Raw genomic sequence first — 16,973 nt, 5'->3', positions numbered from 1 at the left:
CGTCCGCCTTGTCCGTACGAGAACTGGTGATCCTCGGCACCGCCAGCCAGGTCCCCACCCGGCACCGCAACCACAACGGCTATCTGCTCCGCTGGGACGGCCAGGGCATCCTCTTCGACCCCGGCGAGGGCACCCAGCGGCAGATGCTGCGGGCCGGGGTCGCCGCGTACGACATCGACCGGATCTGCGTCACGCACTTCCACGGCGACCACTCGCTGGGCCTGGCCGGGGTGATCCAGCGGATCAACCTCGACCGGGTCCCGCACCCGGTCACCGCCAACTACCCGGCGAGCGGGCAGCGCTTCTTCGAACGGCTGCGGTACGCCACCGCTTACCACGAGACCGTCGAACTGACCGAGGCCCCGGTCGCCGCCGACGGGGTACTGGCCTCGACCGCCGCGTACACCCTCTCCGCGCACCGGCTCTCGCACCCCGTCGAGTCGTACGGCTACCGCCTCGTCGAGCCGGACGGCCGCCGGATGCTCCCCGCGCTCCTCGCCGAGCACGGCATCGCGGGGCCCGACGTCGGCCGGCTCGCGCGCGAGGGCGAGCTGAACGGCGTCACGCTCGACGACGTCTCCGAGACCCGGCGCGGTCAGCGGTTCGCGTTCATCATGGACACCCGGCTCTGCGACGGTGTGCGGGTGCTCGCCGAGGGCTGCGATCTGCTGGCCGTCGAGTCGACCTTCCTCGACGAGGACGAACGGCTGGCCACCGACCACGGCCATCTGACCGCGGGCCAGGCGGGGCGGGTCGCGCGCGACGCGGGCGTACGGCACCTCGTGCTGACCCACTTCTCGCAGCGCTACGACGACCCCGGCGTCTTCGCGGCCCAGGCCCGCGCCGCGGGGTACGAGGGCGGACTCACCGTCGCCGAGGACCTGACGCGGGTCCCGGTCCCCACCCGGCACCGATGACCTGCGGAGGACCGGACGCGGGTCCCGGTCCCCGTCAGGCCCCGGTGATGGGTTCCGTATCCTCGTAAAAACCCAAAACCGTACGAATACCTGAACGTCAGTTCGTAAGTGAGACACCCGTGCACCTCCCCAAGGCCGAACTCCACCTCCACATCGAAGGAACCCTCGAACCCGAGCTGGCCTTCGCGCTCGCCGCGCGCAACGGCGTGACCCTGCCGTACGCCGACACCGAGGAACTGCGGGCCGCGTACCTCTTCGACGACCTCCAGTCCTTCCTCGACCTCTACTACGCGCTGATGACGGTGCTGCGCACCGAGGACGACTTCACCGAACTCGCCGACGCCTATCTCGCCCGCGCCGCCGCCCAGGGCGTGCGCCACGCGGAGATCTTCTTCGACCCGCAGGCGCACACCGCGCGCGGTGTCCCGATCGGCGCGGTCGTCGAAGGACTCGGCCGGGCGCTGGAGCGCGCCGAGGAACGGCACGGCGTCTCCGCCCAGCTGATCATGTGCTTCCTGCGTGATCTGTCCGCCGAATCGGCGCTGGAGACGCTGGAGTCCGCCAAGCCGTACCTGCACCGGATCAGCGCCGTCGGACTGGACTCCGCCGAGGTCGGCCACCCGCCCGCGAAGTTCCGCGAGGTGTACGAGGCGGCCGGGGCACTCGGACTGCGGAAGGTCGCCCACGCGGGCGAGGAGGGTCCGCCCGCGTACATCCGGGAGGCCCTGGACGTCCTCGGCGTGGAGCGCGTCGACCACGGGCTGAGGTGCCTGGAGGACCCGGAACTGGTGGAACGGCTGGTCGCCGAGCGGGTGCCGCTGACACTCTGCCCGCTGTCCAACGTACGGCTGCGCGCGGTCGAGACCCTGGAGAAGCACCCGCTGCGCACCATGCTGGCCGCCGGACTGCACTGCACGGTGAACTCCGACGACCCCGCCTACTTCGGCGGATACGCGGGCGACACCTTCCACGCCGTCCGGGAAGCGCTCGGCCTGGACCCGGAGGAGCTGCGGACCCTGGCCCGCAACTCGTTCGAGGCGGCCTTCCTCGATCACGACGAGGAGCGCAGGGCGCGCTATCTGTCCGAGGTCGAGGCGTACGAGTTCGACTGACCCGTCCCGTTCGTGGGACCGGCCGGGCGGAACGCGTTCCTGGCGGGTCGCCGACGGCGCAGGGCGGTCACCCGCAGTTCCGCGACAGCCTGCTCGGGGGCGCCCAGCCTGGGCACGGCCCCGGGCGGTTTGCCCGTGGTGGCGGCCAGCAGGGCGGTGGGCGCGCCACCGCGACGGCGGACCGAGCCCGGCACCAGCGGACGGCCCCCGATGTGCAGGGCCACGGCCGTGAAGGGCGCCGCGATCAGCAGGGTGGCGGCCCCGAGCAGGAGCCCCATGCCCTGATAGCCGGCCGCCTCCGAGAGGACGCTGCCCAGCATCGGGCCGCACGCCACACCGACGGACGAGGCCGACCCGGCGAACACCGCCCACCGGCCGCGCGCGTCGAGCGAGGCGGCCAGCCCGATCAGATACGTCAGGACCACCGGGTACAGCGTGTTCCACACGATCTCGCCGGTCGCGAACGAGCCCAGGCCGCGCGCCGACGAACAGAGCACGATGCTCGCCGCGATCACCACCGTGCCCAGCCCGATCGGCACGGCCCGCCCGAGGCGCGCGCCGAGCAGCCCGGCCCCCGCCAGCCCGAGCAGTCCGGCGCCGAGCGAGGCGGCGAGCACCGCGCCGATGGTCACCTCGGTGAGCCCGGCCCGCACCACACCGATCCTGCCGCTCACGCCCCACAGGGCGTTCTGCGCCATGGACCAGCACAGCATCCCGCCCGCCAGGACCAGGCCCGAGCGGCGGTGCGGCAGCCGGCCCGCGGCGGGTGTGACGGCCGTGGCGGGAAGGGCCCGGCCGAGGCGTCCGGTGGCGGGCTGGACGAGCAGGGCGACGAACGCGATCGCGAGGAACGGCAGCCGGTGTCCGCCGCCGAGGTGCGGCAGCGTCAGATAGAGGACGCCCGCCGTCGCGGAGACGCTCAGCAGCCCGAGGGACGAGCCCCGGTGCGGATCGCTCCCGGCGGCGATACCGGCGACCGCGACCACCGTCGCCGTACCGGAACCGATGCCGCCGATCACCGCGCCCAGGACCACCAGTGGCACGGTCCCGGCCAGCGCGGCGCAGCCGTACCCGGCCGTGGCCAGCGCCAGGCCGATCCGTGCGGGCCGCCGGGGCCCGCCCCCTTCGACGCGCCCCGCGAGCACGAAGCCGGTGATGGCCGAGCTGAGCAGGAGAGCGCTGCCGACCGCACCGGCCTGGGCCGGGTTGAGCCCCAGCCCGGCGCTGAGCCGTCCGACGAGGGTGGGGAGGAGGTACGAGGCGAGGTGACCGGCGGTGAAGACGGCGACCAGGGGCCCCACGGCGCGCGGGCGCGAGGACATGGGCGTTCCTGAGGACATGCCTGGGGGAGGCGGGAAGAAGGCAGGGGAGGGTGCGGCGATACACGCGGATATGCGTGAAGAGGGTGGCATGAGAGAGGGATGCGTCACTCGTCGGTAACGTGCTCCGATGGTGCTCGCGGGCCAATTTGTATCAACTGCGCACAGCTGACCGAAAGACGACTCGATGTGATCTGGGTCACCGGAATGTTTATCGTCTCAAATCATGGGTAGCAGCATGAGTTTCCGCAGGTCAGTCATGTGGGGCAGGTGTCACGGATTCGTCTGTCCCCGGTGGCCGGATCGTGCACACTGGCCTGATCTGCCACCACCGGGGAGCGCACGTGAACACAGACAATCCAGGCATCGATCCGCTGGACGGGCTGCGCGCCCCCCAGGACCCGCACTGCGATGTGTTCCTGACCGGGACGGTCTTCCTCGACATCATCTTCACCGGCCTGGACAGCGCCCCCGTACGCGGTACGGAGAGCTGGGCGCGGGGCATGGGCTCCAGCCCCGGCGGGGTCGCCAACATGGCCACCGCGCTCGCCCGGCTCGGACTGCACACCTCGCTCGCGGCGGCTTTCGGCGACGACCACTACGGCGAGTACTGCTGGGACGCCATGGAACAGGGCGAGGGCATCGACCTGTCGATGTCGCACACCGTCCCCGGCTGGCACTCGCCGGTCACGGTCTCCATGGCGTACGAGGGCGAACGCACGATGGTCTCGCACGGCCACGAGGCCCCGCCCCCGGCGGCGGTGGACACCGACGCGGCCGGCCCCTCCGGTACGACGCCCGCCGCCTCGCCCACTGCCCCGACCGGCACTTCGCCCGCCACCCCGTCCGGCACCTCGCCCGCCGCCCCCGAGGAACCTTTTCCACGCTGCCCGCCCAGGGCCCGCGCAGCCGTCGCCTCACTGGTGCCCGGCCGCACGGAGCCCTGGGTCGCCATGGCCGCCCGGAGCGGCGCCCGGATCTTCGCCGACGTGGGCTGGGACGAGACCGGACGCTGGGACCTCGACGCGCTGGCCGACCTGGAGCACTGCGAGGCGTTCCTGCCCAACGCCCAGGAGGCGATGCGCTACACCCGTACCGACTGTCCGCGCGCCGCCGCGCACGCCCTGGCCGAACGGGTGCCGCTCGCCGTGGTCACCCTCGGCGCCGAGGGCGCGTACGCGGTGGACGCGGCCACCGGCGTCACCGCCGAGGTGCCCGCCATCGAGGTGGAGGCCCTGGACCCGACCGGTGCGGGCGACGTCTTCGTCGCCGGGTTCGTCACCGGCACCCTCGCGGACTGGCCGCTGGCCGACCGGCTGGCCTTCGCCGGGCTGACCGCCGCGCTCTCCGTACAGGAGTTCGGCGGCTCGCTGTCCGCGCCCGGCTGGGCGGAGGTCGCCGCCTGGTGGCAGCGGGTGCGGACCCTCCCGGGCCAGGACCCGGCCGCGCTGCGACGGTACGCGTTCCTGGAGGAACTGCTGCCCGCGACGGCCCGGCCCTGGCCACTGCGCCGCGCGGTCCCGACGATCGGCTTCCGCCACCCCTGAGGCGTACGCGCACCGCCGCTTCCACGCGGGAGCCGGGTGCCGTCCGCCCAGGACATGGGAGCCGTCCGCCCGGGAAAAGCCCTCGGCGTTGTCCGCGCCGAGTCGTAGGCTTGATGTCACAGAGGCTGTCGAACAGCGAAAGCCTCTTTACGGGAGGTATGTGCAGGCCACAGAGCCGGCCCATGACGGAGACACCCACAGCCCAGACCCCCGCGTCCGAGCAGGCGCGAGCCCACTTCACCGTCCCCGCCAAACACCCGATGGTGAGCGTGCTGGGTTCGGGCGACGCCCTGCTGCGCGTGATCGAAACGGCCTTCCCGGCGGCCGACATCCACGTCCGGGGCAATCAGGTCACCGCGGCGGGTTCCGCGGCCGATGTCGCGCTGATCCAGCGACTGTTCGACGAGATGATACTGGTGCTCCGCACCGGGCAGCCGATGACGGAGGACGCAGTGGAACGCTCGATCGCCATGCTCAGAGCAAGCGAGGGCGGCGAGGGGGACGGCGACGAGACGCCCGCCGATGTGCTCACGCAGAACATCCTCTCCAGCCGCGGCCGCACCATCCGCCCCAAGACGCTCAACCAGAAGCGGTACGTCGACGCGATCGACAAGCACACGATCGTCTTCGGCATCGGCCCCGCGGGCACCGGAAAGACCTACCTCGCCATGGCCAAGGCGGTGCAGGCCCTCCAGTCCAAGCAGGTCAACCGGATCATCCTGACCCGCCCCGCCGTCGAGGCGGGCGAACGCCTCGGCTTCCTCCCGGGCACGCTCTACGAGAAGATCGACCCCTATCTCCGCCCGCTCTACGACGCGCTGCACGACATGCTCGACCCGGACTCGATCCCCCGGCTGATGGCGGCCGGCACGATCGAGGTCGCGCCGCTGGCCTATATGCGTGGCAGGACCCTGAATGATGCGTTCATCATCCTGGACGAGGCGCAGAACACCAGCGCCGAGCAGATGAAGATGTTCCTCACCCGGCTCGGCTTCGACTCGAAGATCGTCATCACCGGTGACATCACCCAGGTCGACCTGCCGAGCGGCACGAAGAGCGGTCTGCGTCAGGTGCAGGAGATCCTGGAGGGCGTCGACGACGTGCACTTCTCCCGGCTCACGTCCCAGGATGTCGTCCGGCACAAGCTGGTCGGCCGTATCGTCGACGCGTACGAGAAGTACGACAACCGCGACGACCGGAGCGGCCAGGACGGTCGGAACGGGCGAAGCGGTCCAAAAGGGAAGTAGACCAGACAGCACCATGTCGATCGACGTCAACAACGAGTCCGGAACCGAGGTCGACGAGCAGGCGATCCTCGACATCGCCCGCTACGCCCTCGCGCGGATGCGCATCCATCCGCTCTCCGAACTCTCGGTGATCGTGGTGGACACCGACGCCATGGAACAGCTCCACATGCAGTGGATGGACCTGCCGGGTCCGACGGACGTCATGTCCTTCCCGATGGACGAACTGCGCCCGCCGTCCAAGGACGACGAGGAGCCCCCGCAGGGACTCCTCGGTGACATCGTGCTCTGTCCCGAGGTCGCGAAGAAGCAGGGCGAGGACGCGGAGACCGGGCACTCCATGGACGAGGAGCTTCAGCTCCTCACCGTCCACGGAGTGCTGCACCTCCTGGGTTACGACCACGAGGAGCCGGACGAGAAGGCCGAGATGTTCGGCCTCCAGGCCGCGATCGTCGACGGCTGGCGCGCCGAGCACGGGCTGGAAGGCCCGTCCCCGGCCCCCACCCTCTCGTGAGCCTTCCACTCGTCGCGGGCGCGGTGCTGCTGGTCGTCGTCGGCTGGCTGGCGGCCTGCGCCGAGGCCGGCATCGCCCGGGTGTCGAGCTTCCGGGCGGCCGAGGCGGCCCGGTCCGGCCGACGCGGCAGCGCCAAGCTGGCCCAGGTCGCCGCCGACCCGACCCGCTATCTCAACGTCGCCCTGCTGGTGCGGGTCGCCTGCGAGATGTCCGCCGGGGTGCTCGTCACCTACGTCTGCCTGAACGAATTCCGGGAGACCTGGCAGGCGCTGGCCCTCGCCATGGGCGTGATGGTGCTCGTCTCGTACGTCGCCATCGGCGTCTCGCCGCGCACCATCGGCCGCCAGCACCCGCTGAACACGGCCACCGCGGCGGCGTACGTCCTGCTGCCGCTCGCCAGGATCATGGGCCCGGTCCCGCAACTCCTGATCCTGCTGGGCAACGCGCTGACACCAGGTCAGGGCTTCCGCAAGGGCCCGTTCGCGAGCGAGGCCGAGCTGCGGGCGATGGTCGACCTCGCCGAGCAGGAATCCCTCATCGAGGACGAGGAGCGCCGCATGGTGCACTCGGTCTTCGAGCTGGGCGACACGCTCGTACGCGAAGTCATGGTGCCGCGCACCGACCTGGTCTGCATAGAGCGCTACAAGACGATCCGGCAGGCGCTGACGCTGGCGCTGCGCTCCGGTTTCTCGCGCATCCCGGTCACCGGGGAGAACGAGGACGACATCGTCGGCATCGTCTATCTCAAGGACCTGGTCCGCAAGACGCACATCAACCGCGAGTCGGAGGCCGATCTCGTCTCCACGGCGATGCGGCCCGCCGTGTTCGTCCCCGACACCAAGAACGCCGGGGACCTGCTGCGCGAGATGCAGCAGCGGCGCAACCACGTCGCCGTCGTCATCGACGAGTACGGCGGCACGGCGGGCATCGTCACCATCGAGGACATCCTTGAGGAGATCGTCGGCGAGATCACCGACGAGTACGACCGTGAACTCCCGCCCGTGGAGCCCCTGGAGAACGGCTGCTTCCGGGTGACGGCCCGCCTCGACATCGGCGACCTCGGGGAGCTGTTCGGCCTCGACGAATACGACGACGAGGACGTGGAGACGGTCGGCGGGCTGCTGGCGAAGGCATTGGGTCGGGTCCCGATCGCCGGGGCCACGGCGGTGGTCGACCTCCCCGACGGCCGCGTGCTCCGGCTGACGGCCGAATCCCCGGCCGGCCGGCGCAACAAGATCGTCACCGTGCTGGTGGAACCGGAGAAGACGGAGACCGCGTGACCCCGGGAGAGCTGAGCGCCTTCTGCCTGGACCTGAACGGCGCGTCGCGGGACGTGCCGTTCCCGCGCAGTCCGGAGCTTTCGGTCTTCAAGGTGGGCGGCAAGATCTTCGCGTTCTGCGCACTGGAGCAGCGTCCCCTGACGGTCTCCCTGAAGTGCGACCCGGAGGAGGCGGTCCGGCTGCGCGAGACGTACGACGCGGTGGTCCCCGGTTGGCACCTCAACAAACGCCACTGGAACACGGTCACCGTCTCCGGCCTCCCGGACCGTCGCCTGCGCGAACTGGTCGAGGACTCGTACGACCTGGTGGTGGCGGGTCTCCCGAAGGCGGAACGCCTGCGCCTGGACCGCCCTTGACCGACCGGCCCCGGGCCGCCCGGTCCCTTCGACACCGCGCCCTGGCCACCGGCCCCGAGGCCGCCCGGTTCCATACCCCGGCACGCGGTCAACGAACGACGGATGTCTCCGGCCACCTTCACAGCACGCCACAAAGCGTGGCGGAAGTCAGCAAGGGCTGAGGAGGTTCTCGGCCGGTACGGGGACGTCGTCGTGCTGCGGATGACGACGGAGCAGCACCCGGCAGTCCACGGCCATGGAGGCGTCTCCCGCCGCTTCGGCCGCCGTCAGTCCGGCGGTCAGGTTCTCGCAGATGACGCAGTCCATGTCATTCCCTTCAACCGGTCCCGGTGCAGTCTTCCGATGGCCGTGAGCTGTCTGTGTTCCCACCTCGTCGCCGGGCGCAGGCGTTGGTAGTGCACACGCCATACGCGGCCGGTGGGGCGTTCCAGGTAGATGTAGAGGCCGTCCCGCTCGCGCACCCGGCCCGGCATGTCGTCGCCCCGGTCGTACAGGACCGCCCCGGGCGTGATCTCGTGCGGACCGGCGAAGACGAACGCGCCCTCGCGCACGGCGATGCGCCGTTGTGTTCGTTCACGCGGGGTGCGCTCCCGCGTCCCGGCGGACGGTACGGACCTGTGTGCTTCCGCGCGCTCCGTCACCGGGACCGCCTGTTGAACCCGTGCCGCTGGTTGTACTCGCGGAGCAGGTGACGTACCCGCTCTATCGTCGCGCTGTCCTTCTCCGTCGGCGGTACGGGTACGGATTCGGGCACGCGTACCAGTTCGGTGGCCGGAGGCTGCTTCCTGTCCGGGCACTTGGGGCCGCCGCACTCGCACGGCGGCCACCGGTGGACCGCCGAGTCGACCTCGGGCAAGGCGCGTTGCCGACGGAAATCGTTGCCTCTCACCACGACCGCCCGGCTCCCGGACCGCGTGGGGACAACTCTGCGTCACCGGTACGAGCGAACGCACCGAGCACCGGACGCCGCGAACCGCCCGTGTCGGCGGGGGCGCATCCCACGTCAGCGCTCCCTTCCTCCCGCCGGAGGGATGCCCTCTCGCCCATGGCTGCCGTACCTTCCCTTTGAACAGTTACCTGCTGTGCTCCTAGACTCGCGTTCCGCGACCGTGGCGGCCAGGTAGTTGGCGTTGACTCTGGGTGATGTCAATGGGAAGGAAGTGCGCGCATGGCATACGCAGACGAGCTTGACCCCTCGTCATCCGTTCTTTCGTTCTACGCAACGGAGCTTCGACGACGCCGGGAGGCGGCGGGCATCTCCCAGCGGGAGCTGGCCAAACGGGCGCACATGGCCCCTTCGCTGCTCAACAAGATCGAGGCGGCGAAGCGATTGCCGAGCAGGGAGCTGTCCCAACTCTGCGATGAGACCTTCGGGTTGGTGGACCACTTCCAACGGCTGTGGCCACTGGTCATCAAGTACGCGTATCCGGCGTGGTTCCGGCCGTACGTCGACCTCGAAGAGGCCGCGACCGTGATTCGGTCGTTCCAGGCTCAGGTGATGCCGGGGCTACTTCAGACCGAGGCGTACGCGAGGGCTGTGCTGTCGGCGGGACGACCGAATCCCTATGTCGTTGACGAGATGGTGACGGCTCGGTTGGAGCGGCAGCACATCCTGGATCGAAAGAACGCGCCTGAGTTGTGGGTCGTTCTGGACGAGAACGCGTTGCGCCGGTGCGTGGGCAGCCCTGAGACCATGCGGGCCCAGTTGGAGCAGTTGGTGACGGCCGCCGAGACTCCCAGCACGGTGATCCAGGTGATTCCGTACGACAGTGGTGTCCATGCCGGTGTGGATGGCTCGTTCTCCACCCTCAGGTTGGACGAAGGACCCGATGTGGTCTACGTGGACGGCTTTTTGCAGGGGCAGATCCTTGCTGAGCCAGCACATGTCAAGGAGGCCGAGCGTGCCTATGATCTGCTGACAGCAGACGCGCTCTCAACCAGTCGGTCGATCGACCTGATTGTCAAAGCCATGAAGGAACTGAACGCATGATGAGTACAGACGGTATGCCCGGTGTGGCATGGCGTAAGAGCAGCTACAGCGGCAACAACGGTGGTGACTGCGTCGAGGTCGGGTCCGGGCTGTCGGGTGTTGTTCCGGTCCGTGACAGCAAGGTGCCGGCCGGTCCGGTGCTGGTGCTCGCCGACGGCGCGTGGGCCGGGTTCGTCTCCGCCGTGTGTACGGGAGAGTTGAGCGCCTGACGTCACTGCCGGTCTCCGCCCGCGTCAGGTACCGAGGTCCTTGATGATCTCGGTCACCCTCCGGCTCGCCAAGGGCGCCCATCGGACCGGCAGCGTCAGTCCTTGGCCCGGGTGACCGTCGGCCCCTTGGACAGTGCCGACTCCACCTGAGCGAACTTCTTCTCGCCCAGTCGCAGCGGTGAGTTGCCCCTGAGACCGCAAGGATCGCGGGCCGCCCTCGGCCTACGCCTGACGCCATCGCCGCACCGGGCGGACGCTGTTCCACAGATCCCTGGTCATCGATGTATGTACTGCCCTCGCCCCGGACCGACCGCTCGGCCCCGCCTGAAGCCGCGTAAGTCCTCGCGCTTGCCCTGCCGCTCAGCGGCCAACCCGCCACTCCGTGGAGACCGCCCCCTCCGGTGATACCGCAGGCAGGAACCTACTGTCAGCCCTTATGGCTTCACCAGTTCAACCTTGGTAGGCCAGTATCGGTAGGCAGAGAATTTCTCTGAACAACGAGACCTCGATCAAGTCCGCATCGATTCGCCGTGGATCGAATGAATTCCCTAGTTCACCACCCAGTGTGTTGATAGGATCAGACGGTCAACTGGCCCTCGGTGCGTGGGTGTTCGTGCAATGGGTCTGGTATAGGCCAGTCATCAGGAGGGAACCATGAACAGAGCGCGCAGGATTACAGCGGTCCTGACGGGAAGCGTTGTTCTGCTGAGTCTGGGAGCGCTTCCAGCCCAGGCGGAAGACAGTCGCACGTCCTACATATCAGGCTGGACGCGCGGTCACGAGTCCAGCCGCTGGTCAGACCTCAACAGCGACGCTGTGAGCACGTCAGTCGGCCTCAAGGGCTGCAGTACCGACTCGTCCTTCACTTCCGCTACGTTAGTCCTGTGGCAGGACATCAGCCTCGCCCCGGACAAAAGCTCGGGTTCCAAAACCAACACGTGCAATACCTCATCGTGGGGGGACAAGGTGGCGGGGACCTACTACTTCGAGCTGAGCGGCTTCAATGGAGGAAGCGTCTTCTCGGCGTCAACCGTGACGATCAAGTGGTAGCCGGGCTGTAGCACTCGTTGGGGTTCAGCTGTTGGTTCAGCTGAACCCCAAGTTTCTGCTCTCTCGCCCCCGGACCTGTACGCCCTCACGACAGAATGAGCTATTCCACATGGCACTGCAGTTCAGCGGAATCGACTTCCGCTACCGGCGGACGTCGTCGGTCTTCACGGGGCTGAACCTTGTCATCGACAGTCCGGCGACTGTCTTGCTGGGCCCCAACGGCGCGGGTAAGTCAACCCTGATGGCGCTGGCGGCGACTCAACTGGCCCCGCACCAAGGCAGTGTCGCTTGGGGCGGGATCAAGCCGACCGATCGTCGGTCGAGGGCGGAGTACGTCCGGAGGGTGGCTTGGCTGCCCCAGGACGTCATGGCCGTACCGGGCCTGACGGTACGCGAGCAGGTGGCCTATATGGGCTGGCTGAAAGGTATGTCACGGAAGTCCGCGTGGGACGCCTCGGTCGACGCGCTGGCCCGTGTGAGACTCACCGACTTGGCGGACCGACGCAGTCATCAGGTGTCCGGAGGGCAAAGGCGCAGAATGGGCTTGGCGGGAGCGCTGACTCATCGGAGTGAACTCATCTTGTTGGACGAGCCAACAGCCGGCCTTGACCCGACGCAACGCAAGGTCTTCCGGGGGTTGCTTGAGCAACTCACCGCTGACGTGCATGTGATGGTGTCCACCCACCAGACCGAGGATCTCGCCGACCTCTACTCCGAGGTCGTTGTACTCGACCAAGGGCATGTCCGTTTTCAGGGTGGTACCGAAGCGTTCCATGCCCTCGCCGGACAGCCCCACCTTCCCAGCGTCAGGGAACAGGCCGAAGCCGCCTACGCCCACCTTGTCCGCCAGGAGGCGTAAGTCATGTTATTGCGTACCCTCTTTCGTTCCTCTGCTGCCACCTATGTCATTCCGCTGCTCGTCGTGTTCGTCCTGCTCGCGATCGGGCATGACCTGACGTCCTGGACCACTGATCATTACTGGCCCTCGGCCACGGGAAGCTCCACCTATGCTCTGCCCTTCGTCTCGACCATCTGCGCGGGGCTTGGGGCCTGGGAAGGTGCGAGGCTGAGCCGGGGTGGAGTCTTCGGCCACCCCCATGTTCGTAGCCCTCTTGGTGTCAGCGCTCCTGTACTGACCCTGGTGGTCGCCGGTGGTGCGATCACTTGTCTGGTCGCCCTCTGCTTGTCGGCCAACGCGGCTGCCGTGGGCTGGGGGTCGCCCGATTGGGGAATTCTTGCCGTCGAACTGCTCGTGGTGACTTCCAACACCCTGGTCGGATATTGCATAGGGCGGCGTTGGACGGCAGTCCTTTCCGTACCCGCCGTTCTTGTGTCCGCCTTTGTGGCGAATGCCTATCCGGCCTCGTGGAACATTCTCTGGATACGACATCTGGTGGGCGGCGGACTGAGTGCTTGCTGCGGGACGGACCAAGTGCTAAACGTGTGGGCTGTCTGGAGTGCCGTCGCCTTCACCTTGGGTATCGTGCTCGCCTGCGTCACGGTCATCAGCTTCGACGCGACACGAAAAGCTTTGGTATCCGGCCTGTTGCTCGTCCTGGTCGGTACGGGGGTCGGTACGGCTTTCGCGCATGGTCTGTCCAGCGAGCCGCTGGTCGCGCGGCCGGACAGTGACTTGCGCTGCGAGAGCGTGGCCGGGCTCAAGGTGTGCCTGTGGCCCGAGGTGCGTGATCCCGCCATGGTCCGGAGCCAGGCGAGCAGAGTGGTGCGCTCGCTTCATGAGGCTGGTGTGAGCACCCCCGACGTTCTGACCATGGCGGCTCACGCCTCAGGCAAGGAAGCCAAGCTCGGCATCTCGCCAGGCGCCCGGCAGCAGGACATTTCCGCGGGGGTGGTTTCCGGCCTGCTGCCTCCTACGCCGGCCTGTGCCGCTCGGCAGTCCTATCCGGCTGCGGAGGCCGCTGCCCCGGTAGCGGCCTGGATGCTGCTGACCGCAGGCGCCACGGTCGAGACCACCACTCGGCACACCGGGACCGAAGCGACAGCGCTTGCGCAGAAGATCAGAAGTCTTCCCAGTGAGACCCAAACCATCTGGTACCGGGTGAATTTCCAGGCCATGGGTGCCTGCGATGTGAATCCGCAACTGATACCCAGAAGGGGCGGCTCGTGAGCTGGTGGCTCAAGATCCGTGCGCCCTGGGCTCTCGTGATCACTTCTGCGGTGACGGTCTGCGTCGGCCTTGTGGTCGGCGAGGCCGAATTGCCCATCCCCATCTTGACAGGGCAATCGGGCGGATTTCTCATGGGTCACCTCGTCCCGGTGCTTCCCGCCGTCGTCCTGATGCACGGCATCGGGCGCGCGGACAGACGGTTGGAGACCGTTGCGACCCGACCGATCAACAGATGGGACACCGCGCTCGGGCTGTCCGTGGCTGCCCTCTCGGCCGTGACCGCTATAGGGGTCGATCTGTCCCTGGACAAGGACATCGCACTCGTCATCGGCCGCAACACCGCGGGATATATCGGTATCGCCATGCTGGTGGCCGCGTTCCTAGGGACCCGGACCGCAGCCCTTCTAACCACGGTGGTGCCCCTTGTGCTGGGCGCGACAGGCTGGACGCCGGCCGGTGCTCCCCGGCACTGGGCGTGGCTCCTGCACCCCGCCCACTCATCCCTCGCTTTCCTGATGACCGCTCTCGCTCTCGCAGCCGGAGCATCGGCAACATGTGTGCGGCGCGGCCCACTGCGCGGGCTGTGAACAGAGGGATTCGGTATCCCGCTGAGAACTGTCCCGTCGTCCTGGCGGGGTCACGATGGCAGAAGCGGACGCACCGCACCGGTACAGGCATTGGCATGCTCGTACCGGTGCGGTGCCCACCGGGTGGATCTGCCCCAACGGGCCGCGAGAGGAGCGACTTGATCCCTTCATTCCGAAGGCCAGGTCCATGAATGCGGCCGACGCGTGGACGAGATGTGCCGGAACTGGTGGATTCCGCCGCCGACCCATCGCCCTCTGCGGTCGCCGGACCGTCACGCGGGGCCGGAACCGTCTGGGCCGTGGTCTGATGACATCGTGAGCCGCGCCGCCGAAGACACCAACCGCCGCATGCTGCGGGCCCGGGACGTCATGGACCGTGCCTACGCGCAACCGCTGGACGTCCCGGCCCTGGCCCGTATCGCCCTGGTGTCCCCGGCGCACTTCTCGCGCACCTTCCGGGCGACGTTCGGCGAGACCCCGCACCGCTACCTCCAGCGCCGCCGGGTCGAGCGTGCGATGTCCCTGCTGCGTGAGACCGACCGCAGCGTGACGGACATCTGCTTCGAGGTCGGCTTCGGCAGCACGGGGACGTTCAGCCGCACGTTCCACGACATCGTCGGCCGGTCACCGAGGGCGTACCGCAAGGAGACGGCGGCCATCGGCGTCCCCACCTGCTTCACGATGGCGTGGACGCGGCCGAACGCCTGATCCGGTCGGCGACCGAGCAGATTCGGATAAGTCTTCGGCCGGTCCGCTCAGTAACGTGACGCACATGTTCAACGCCATCACGCACTCGCAGATTTACGTCCTCGACCAGGACGAAGCCCTCGACTTCTACGTCGGCAAGCTGGGCCTGGAGGTCGTCGCCGACATCGACATGGGCTCCATGCGCTGGCTGACCGTCAGCACCCCCGGCCACCCCGAGCGGCAGGTCCTCCTGGAGAAGCCGGGCGCTCCGGCGATGTCGGAGGAGACGGCGGAGCAGGTCCGCGAACTGGTCACCAAGGGAGCGGGGGGTGGCTGGCTCATCCTCACCACGGACGACTGCCGCAAGACGTACGAGACGCTGCTGGGCCGGGGCGTCGAGTTCACGGAGGAGCCCACCGACCGGCCGTACGGCATCGACTGCGGCCTCCGCGACCCCTTCGGCAACCGACTCCGCTTCACCCAGCTGAAGGGCTGACACCCGCCCGGTGCCCGCGTCCCGTGCCCGGCCGCCCCCTTCGTATGCTCACCCCATGACTGAGATCACCGATCCGGACCGCGAGCTGGACCCCGAGGACCGCAAGATCATCACCCTGGCGCGCAGCGCGCGTGCCCGCAACGGTGTGCCGGAGGGGGCGGCCGTACGGGACGAGACGGGCCGTACGTACGTGGCGGGCACCGTGGAGCTGGAATCCCTGAAGCTCACCGCCCTCCAGACCGCCGTCGCGATGGCGGTGGCCAGCGGGGCGAGGTCGCTGGAGGCGGCTGCGGTCGTCGCCGACGCCCAGGCCCCCTCGGACACCGACCGGGCCGCCGTACGTGACCTGGGCGGTCCCGGGACTCCCGTGCTGCTCGCCGGGCCGGACGGGGTGCTGCGGGTCCGGGTGACGGCGGGCTGACCCGGTCCGGGACCGGACGGGGGTCGGGCCGGGGCCGGGGGCCGGACGGGAGAGAGCCGGCCGTCCCCGGCGGGGCTCCCGGCCGTGCCCGGCGGGCCCCGGCGCGGCCCGCTGTGCGCCGTCGCCGCCGGGATCGGGGAGAATGGGCGCCATGAGCGCTCGTACCCCTGAGAACAACGCCCCCCACCGGGCCGGCTTCGCCTGCTTCGTGGGCCGCCCCAACGCGGGCAAGTCCACCCTCACGAACGCTCTGGTCGGGCGGAAGGTGGCGATCACGTCCAACCGGCCCCAGACCACCCGGCACACGGTGCGAGGCATCGTGCACCGGCCGGACGCGCAGCTGATCCTGGTCGACACCCCGGGCCTCCACAAGCCGCGCACCCTGCTCGGTGAGCGGCTGAACGACGTGGTGCGGACCACCTGGGCGGAGGTCGACGTCATCGGCTTCTGCCTGCCCGCCGACCAGAAGCTCGGCCCCGGCGACAAGTACATCGTCAAGGAACTCGCGGGGATCAAACGGACCCCCAAGATCGCGATCATCACCAAGAGCGATCTGGCCGACCACAAGACCCTCACCGAACAGCTCCTGGCCGTCTCCCGGCTCGCGGAGGAGCTGGGCTTCGAGTGGGCGGAGATCATCCCGGTCTCGGCCGTCGCCGACAAGCAGGTCGGCCTGCTCGCCGATCTGATCGCCCCGATGCTCCCGGAGAGCCCGCCGCTCTACCCGGAGGGCGACCTCACGGACGAGCCCGAGATGGTCATGGTCGCGGAACTGATCCGTGAGGCCGCGCTCGAAGGCGTACGGGACGAGCTGCCGCACTCCATCGCGGTGGTCGTCGAGGAGATGCTGCCGCGCGAGGGCCGCCCGGCCGACCGGCCGCTCCTCGACATCCACGCGAACGTGTACATCGAGCGCCCCAGCCAGAAGGGCATCATCATCGGCCCGCAGGGCAAGCGGCTGAAGGACGTCGGCACGAAGTCCCGCAAGCACATCGAGGCACTGCTCGGTACGCCGGTCTACCTCGACCTGCACGTGAAGGTCGCCAAGGACTGGCAGCGCGATCCGAAGCAACTGCGCAAGCTGGGCTTCTGAGCCGAACCGAGCCGAGCTGAGCC

The 16,973-nt window shown here is 68.8% G+C and carries 20 protein-coding genes; 16 read left to right on the top strand and 4 right to left on the bottom strand.

The annotated features are described in order from the left end of the window. Positions 1 to 8 precede the first annotated feature (8 nt). The gene (locus PZB75_RS07885) at positions 9 to 917 is read left to right on the top strand and encodes a ribonuclease Z (RefSeq protein WP_275534579.1); all 909 of its coding nucleotides are present in this window, start codon (positions 9 to 11) and stop codon (positions 915 to 917) included. 119 nt (positions 918 to 1,036) lie between these two features. After that, the gene (locus tag PZB75_RS07880; RefSeq protein WP_275534578.1) at positions 1,037 to 2,029 is read left to right on the top strand and encodes an adenosine deaminase; all 993 of its coding nucleotides are present in this window, start codon (positions 1,037 to 1,039) and stop codon (positions 2,027 to 2,029) included. Here PZB75_RS07880 and PZB75_RS07875 read toward each other — a convergent pair. Continuing rightward, positions 1,993 to 3,351 carry an MFS transporter gene (locus PZB75_RS07875; RefSeq protein WP_275534577.1) on the bottom strand — a complete coding sequence of 453 codons (1,359 nt, stop codon included), beginning with the start codon at positions 3,349 to 3,351 and terminating at the stop codon, positions 1,993 to 1,995. The genes PZB75_RS07880 and PZB75_RS07875 overlap by 37 nt on opposite strands. A gap of 341 nt (positions 3,352 to 3,692) precedes the next feature. Between PZB75_RS07875 and PZB75_RS07870 the strand changes: the two genes are divergently transcribed. The 5 genes from PZB75_RS07870 to PZB75_RS07850 all read left to right on the top strand — a co-directional run bounded on the left by PZB75_RS07870 (position 3,693) and on the right by PZB75_RS07850 (position 8,289). Further along, positions 3,693 to 4,895 carry a PfkB family carbohydrate kinase gene (locus PZB75_RS07870; RefSeq protein ID WP_275534576.1) on the top strand — a complete coding sequence of 401 codons (1,203 nt, stop codon included), beginning with the start codon at positions 3,693 to 3,695 and terminating at the stop codon, positions 4,893 to 4,895. Positions 4,896 to 5,077: 182 nt separating this feature from the next. After that, entirely contained in the window at positions 5,078 to 6,142 is a 1,065-nt protein-coding gene (locus PZB75_RS07865) for a PhoH family protein (protein WP_275534575.1), read from the top strand. A gap of 13 nt (positions 6,143 to 6,155) precedes the next feature. Then, the gene (ybeY, locus tag PZB75_RS07860; RefSeq protein WP_275534574.1) at positions 6,156 to 6,653 is read left to right on the top strand and encodes an rRNA maturation RNase YbeY; all 498 of its coding nucleotides are present in this window, start codon (positions 6,156 to 6,158) and stop codon (positions 6,651 to 6,653) included. Then, positions 6,650 to 7,933: a hemolysin family protein gene (locus PZB75_RS07855; protein WP_275534573.1), complete on the top strand. Its 1,284-nt coding sequence runs from the start codon at positions 6,650 to 6,652 to the stop codon at positions 7,931 to 7,933. The genes ybeY and PZB75_RS07855 overlap by 4 nt, the downstream gene beginning before the upstream one ends. Then, positions 7,930 to 8,289, top strand: a complete 360-nt coding sequence (locus PZB75_RS07850; protein ID WP_275534572.1) for an MmcQ/YjbR family DNA-binding protein — start codon at positions 7,930 to 7,932, stop codon at positions 8,287 to 8,289. The genes PZB75_RS07855 and PZB75_RS07850 overlap by 4 nt, the downstream gene beginning before the upstream one ends. A gap of 147 nt (positions 8,290 to 8,436) precedes the next feature. Here the strand turns inward: PZB75_RS07850 and PZB75_RS07845 are convergent, their stop codons facing one another. The 3 genes from PZB75_RS07845 to PZB75_RS07835 are packed head-to-tail and all read right to left on the bottom strand — an operon-like array spanning position 8,437 to position 9,178. Next, positions 8,437 to 8,595, bottom strand: coding sequence for a hypothetical protein (locus PZB75_RS07845; protein WP_275534571.1), 159 nt, complete (start codon positions 8,593 to 8,595; stop codon positions 8,437 to 8,439). Beyond that, positions 8,568 to 8,930 (bottom strand): hypothetical protein, encoded by a 363-nt coding sequence (locus PZB75_RS07840; RefSeq protein WP_275534570.1) that lies wholly within the window; start codon positions 8,928 to 8,930, stop codon positions 8,568 to 8,570. The genes PZB75_RS07845 and PZB75_RS07840 overlap by 28 nt, the downstream gene beginning before the upstream one ends. Continuing rightward, entirely contained in the window at positions 8,927 to 9,178 is a 252-nt protein-coding gene (locus PZB75_RS07835; RefSeq protein WP_275534569.1) for a hypothetical protein, read from the bottom strand. Before PZB75_RS07835 ends, PZB75_RS07840 begins: the two co-directional genes overlap by 4 nt. Positions 9,179 to 9,457: 279 nt before the next feature. Here PZB75_RS07835 and PZB75_RS07830 point away from each other — a divergent pair, with 279 nt between their 5' ends. From PZB75_RS07830 to era, 9 genes are all read left to right on the top strand, one after another. Beyond that, positions 9,458 to 10,279, top strand: coding sequence for a helix-turn-helix transcriptional regulator (locus PZB75_RS07830; RefSeq protein ID WP_275534568.1), 822 nt, complete (start codon positions 9,458 to 9,460; stop codon positions 10,277 to 10,279). After that, complete coding sequence (locus PZB75_RS07825; RefSeq protein WP_275534567.1) at positions 10,276 to 10,488, top strand: DUF397 domain-containing protein; 213 nt, start codon at positions 10,276 to 10,278, stop codon at positions 10,486 to 10,488. Before PZB75_RS07830 ends, PZB75_RS07825 begins: the two co-directional genes overlap by 4 nt. Before the next feature lie 1,159 nt (positions 10,489 to 11,647). Further along, entirely contained in the window at positions 11,648 to 12,397 is a 750-nt protein-coding gene (locus PZB75_RS07820) for an ATP-binding cassette domain-containing protein (protein ID WP_275534566.1), read from the top strand. Positions 12,398 to 12,400: 3 nt separating this feature from the next. Further along, positions 12,401 to 13,666 (top strand): hypothetical protein, encoded by a 1,266-nt coding sequence (locus PZB75_RS07815; RefSeq protein WP_275534565.1) that lies wholly within the window; start codon positions 12,401 to 12,403, stop codon positions 13,664 to 13,666. A 131-nt stretch (positions 13,667 to 13,797) separates the two neighbouring features. Then, on the top strand, positions 13,798 to 14,253 hold the full coding sequence (locus PZB75_RS07810; RefSeq protein ID WP_275534564.1) for a hypothetical protein: 456 nt from the start codon (positions 13,798 to 13,800) through the stop codon (positions 14,251 to 14,253). Between the two features lie 315 nt (positions 14,254 to 14,568). After that, complete coding sequence (locus PZB75_RS07805) at positions 14,569 to 14,961, top strand: AraC family transcriptional regulator (RefSeq protein WP_275534563.1); 393 nt, start codon at positions 14,569 to 14,571, stop codon at positions 14,959 to 14,961. 64 nt (positions 14,962 to 15,025) lie between these two features. Then, positions 15,026 to 15,436, top strand: coding sequence for a VOC family protein (locus PZB75_RS07800; RefSeq protein WP_275534562.1), 411 nt, complete (start codon positions 15,026 to 15,028; stop codon positions 15,434 to 15,436). Between the two features lie 55 nt (positions 15,437 to 15,491). Beyond that, the gene (locus PZB75_RS07795) at positions 15,492 to 15,857 is read left to right on the top strand and encodes a cytidine deaminase (RefSeq protein WP_275534561.1); all 366 of its coding nucleotides are present in this window, start codon (positions 15,492 to 15,494) and stop codon (positions 15,855 to 15,857) included. Positions 15,858 to 16,008: 151 nt separating this feature from the next. Beyond that, complete coding sequence (gene era / locus PZB75_RS07790; RefSeq protein WP_275534560.1) at positions 16,009 to 16,950, top strand: GTPase Era; 942 nt, start codon at positions 16,009 to 16,011, stop codon at positions 16,948 to 16,950. The last annotated feature ends 23 nt before the right edge of the window (positions 16,951 to 16,973 follow it).

It is taken from the genome of Streptomyces sp. AM 4-1-1, from assembly GCF_029167625.1.
Taxonomy (GTDB): domain Bacteria; phylum Actinomycetota; class Actinomycetes; order Streptomycetales; family Streptomycetaceae; genus Streptomyces.
Note: the sequence above shows the minus strand (reverse complement) of the source record. Positions and strands in the feature narration are given on the sequence as shown.

Bases quoted from the DNA above. Each gene is read 5' to 3' on its own strand.
- PZB75_RS07875 (WP_275534577.1), bottom strand. From the start codon at position 3,351: ATGTCCTCGCGCCCGCGCGCCGTGGGGCCCCTGGTCGCCGTCTTCACC.
- PZB75_RS07865 (WP_275534575.1), top strand. From the start codon at position 5,078: ATGACGGAGACACCCACAGCCCAGACCCCCGCGTCCGAGCAGGCGCGA.
- ybeY (WP_275534574.1), top strand. From the start codon at position 6,156: ATGTCGATCGACGTCAACAACGAGTCCGGAACCGAGGTCGACGAGCAG.
- PZB75_RS07845 (WP_275534571.1), bottom strand. From the start codon at position 8,595: ATGGACTGCGTCATCTGCGAGAACCTGACCGCCGGACTGACGGCGGCC.
- PZB75_RS07830 (WP_275534568.1), top strand. From the start codon at position 9,458: ATGGCATACGCAGACGAGCTTGACCCCTCGTCATCCGTTCTTTCGTTC.
- PZB75_RS07825 (WP_275534567.1), top strand. From the start codon at position 10,276: ATGATGAGTACAGACGGTATGCCCGGTGTGGCATGGCGTAAGAGCAGC.
- PZB75_RS07820 (WP_275534566.1), top strand. From the start codon at position 11,648: ATGGCACTGCAGTTCAGCGGAATCGACTTCCGCTACCGGCGGACGTCG.
- PZB75_RS07815 (WP_275534565.1), top strand. From the start codon at position 12,401: ATGTTATTGCGTACCCTCTTTCGTTCCTCTGCTGCCACCTATGTCATT.
- PZB75_RS07810 (WP_275534564.1), top strand. From the start codon at position 13,798: ATGGGTCACCTCGTCCCGGTGCTTCCCGCCGTCGTCCTGATGCACGGC.
- PZB75_RS07800 (WP_275534562.1), top strand. From the start codon at position 15,026: ATGTTCAACGCCATCACGCACTCGCAGATTTACGTCCTCGACCAGGAC.
- PZB75_RS07795 (WP_275534561.1), top strand. From the start codon at position 15,492: ATGACTGAGATCACCGATCCGGACCGCGAGCTGGACCCCGAGGACCGC.
- era (WP_275534560.1), top strand. From the start codon at position 16,009: ATGAGCGCTCGTACCCCTGAGAACAACGCCCCCCACCGGGCCGGCTTC.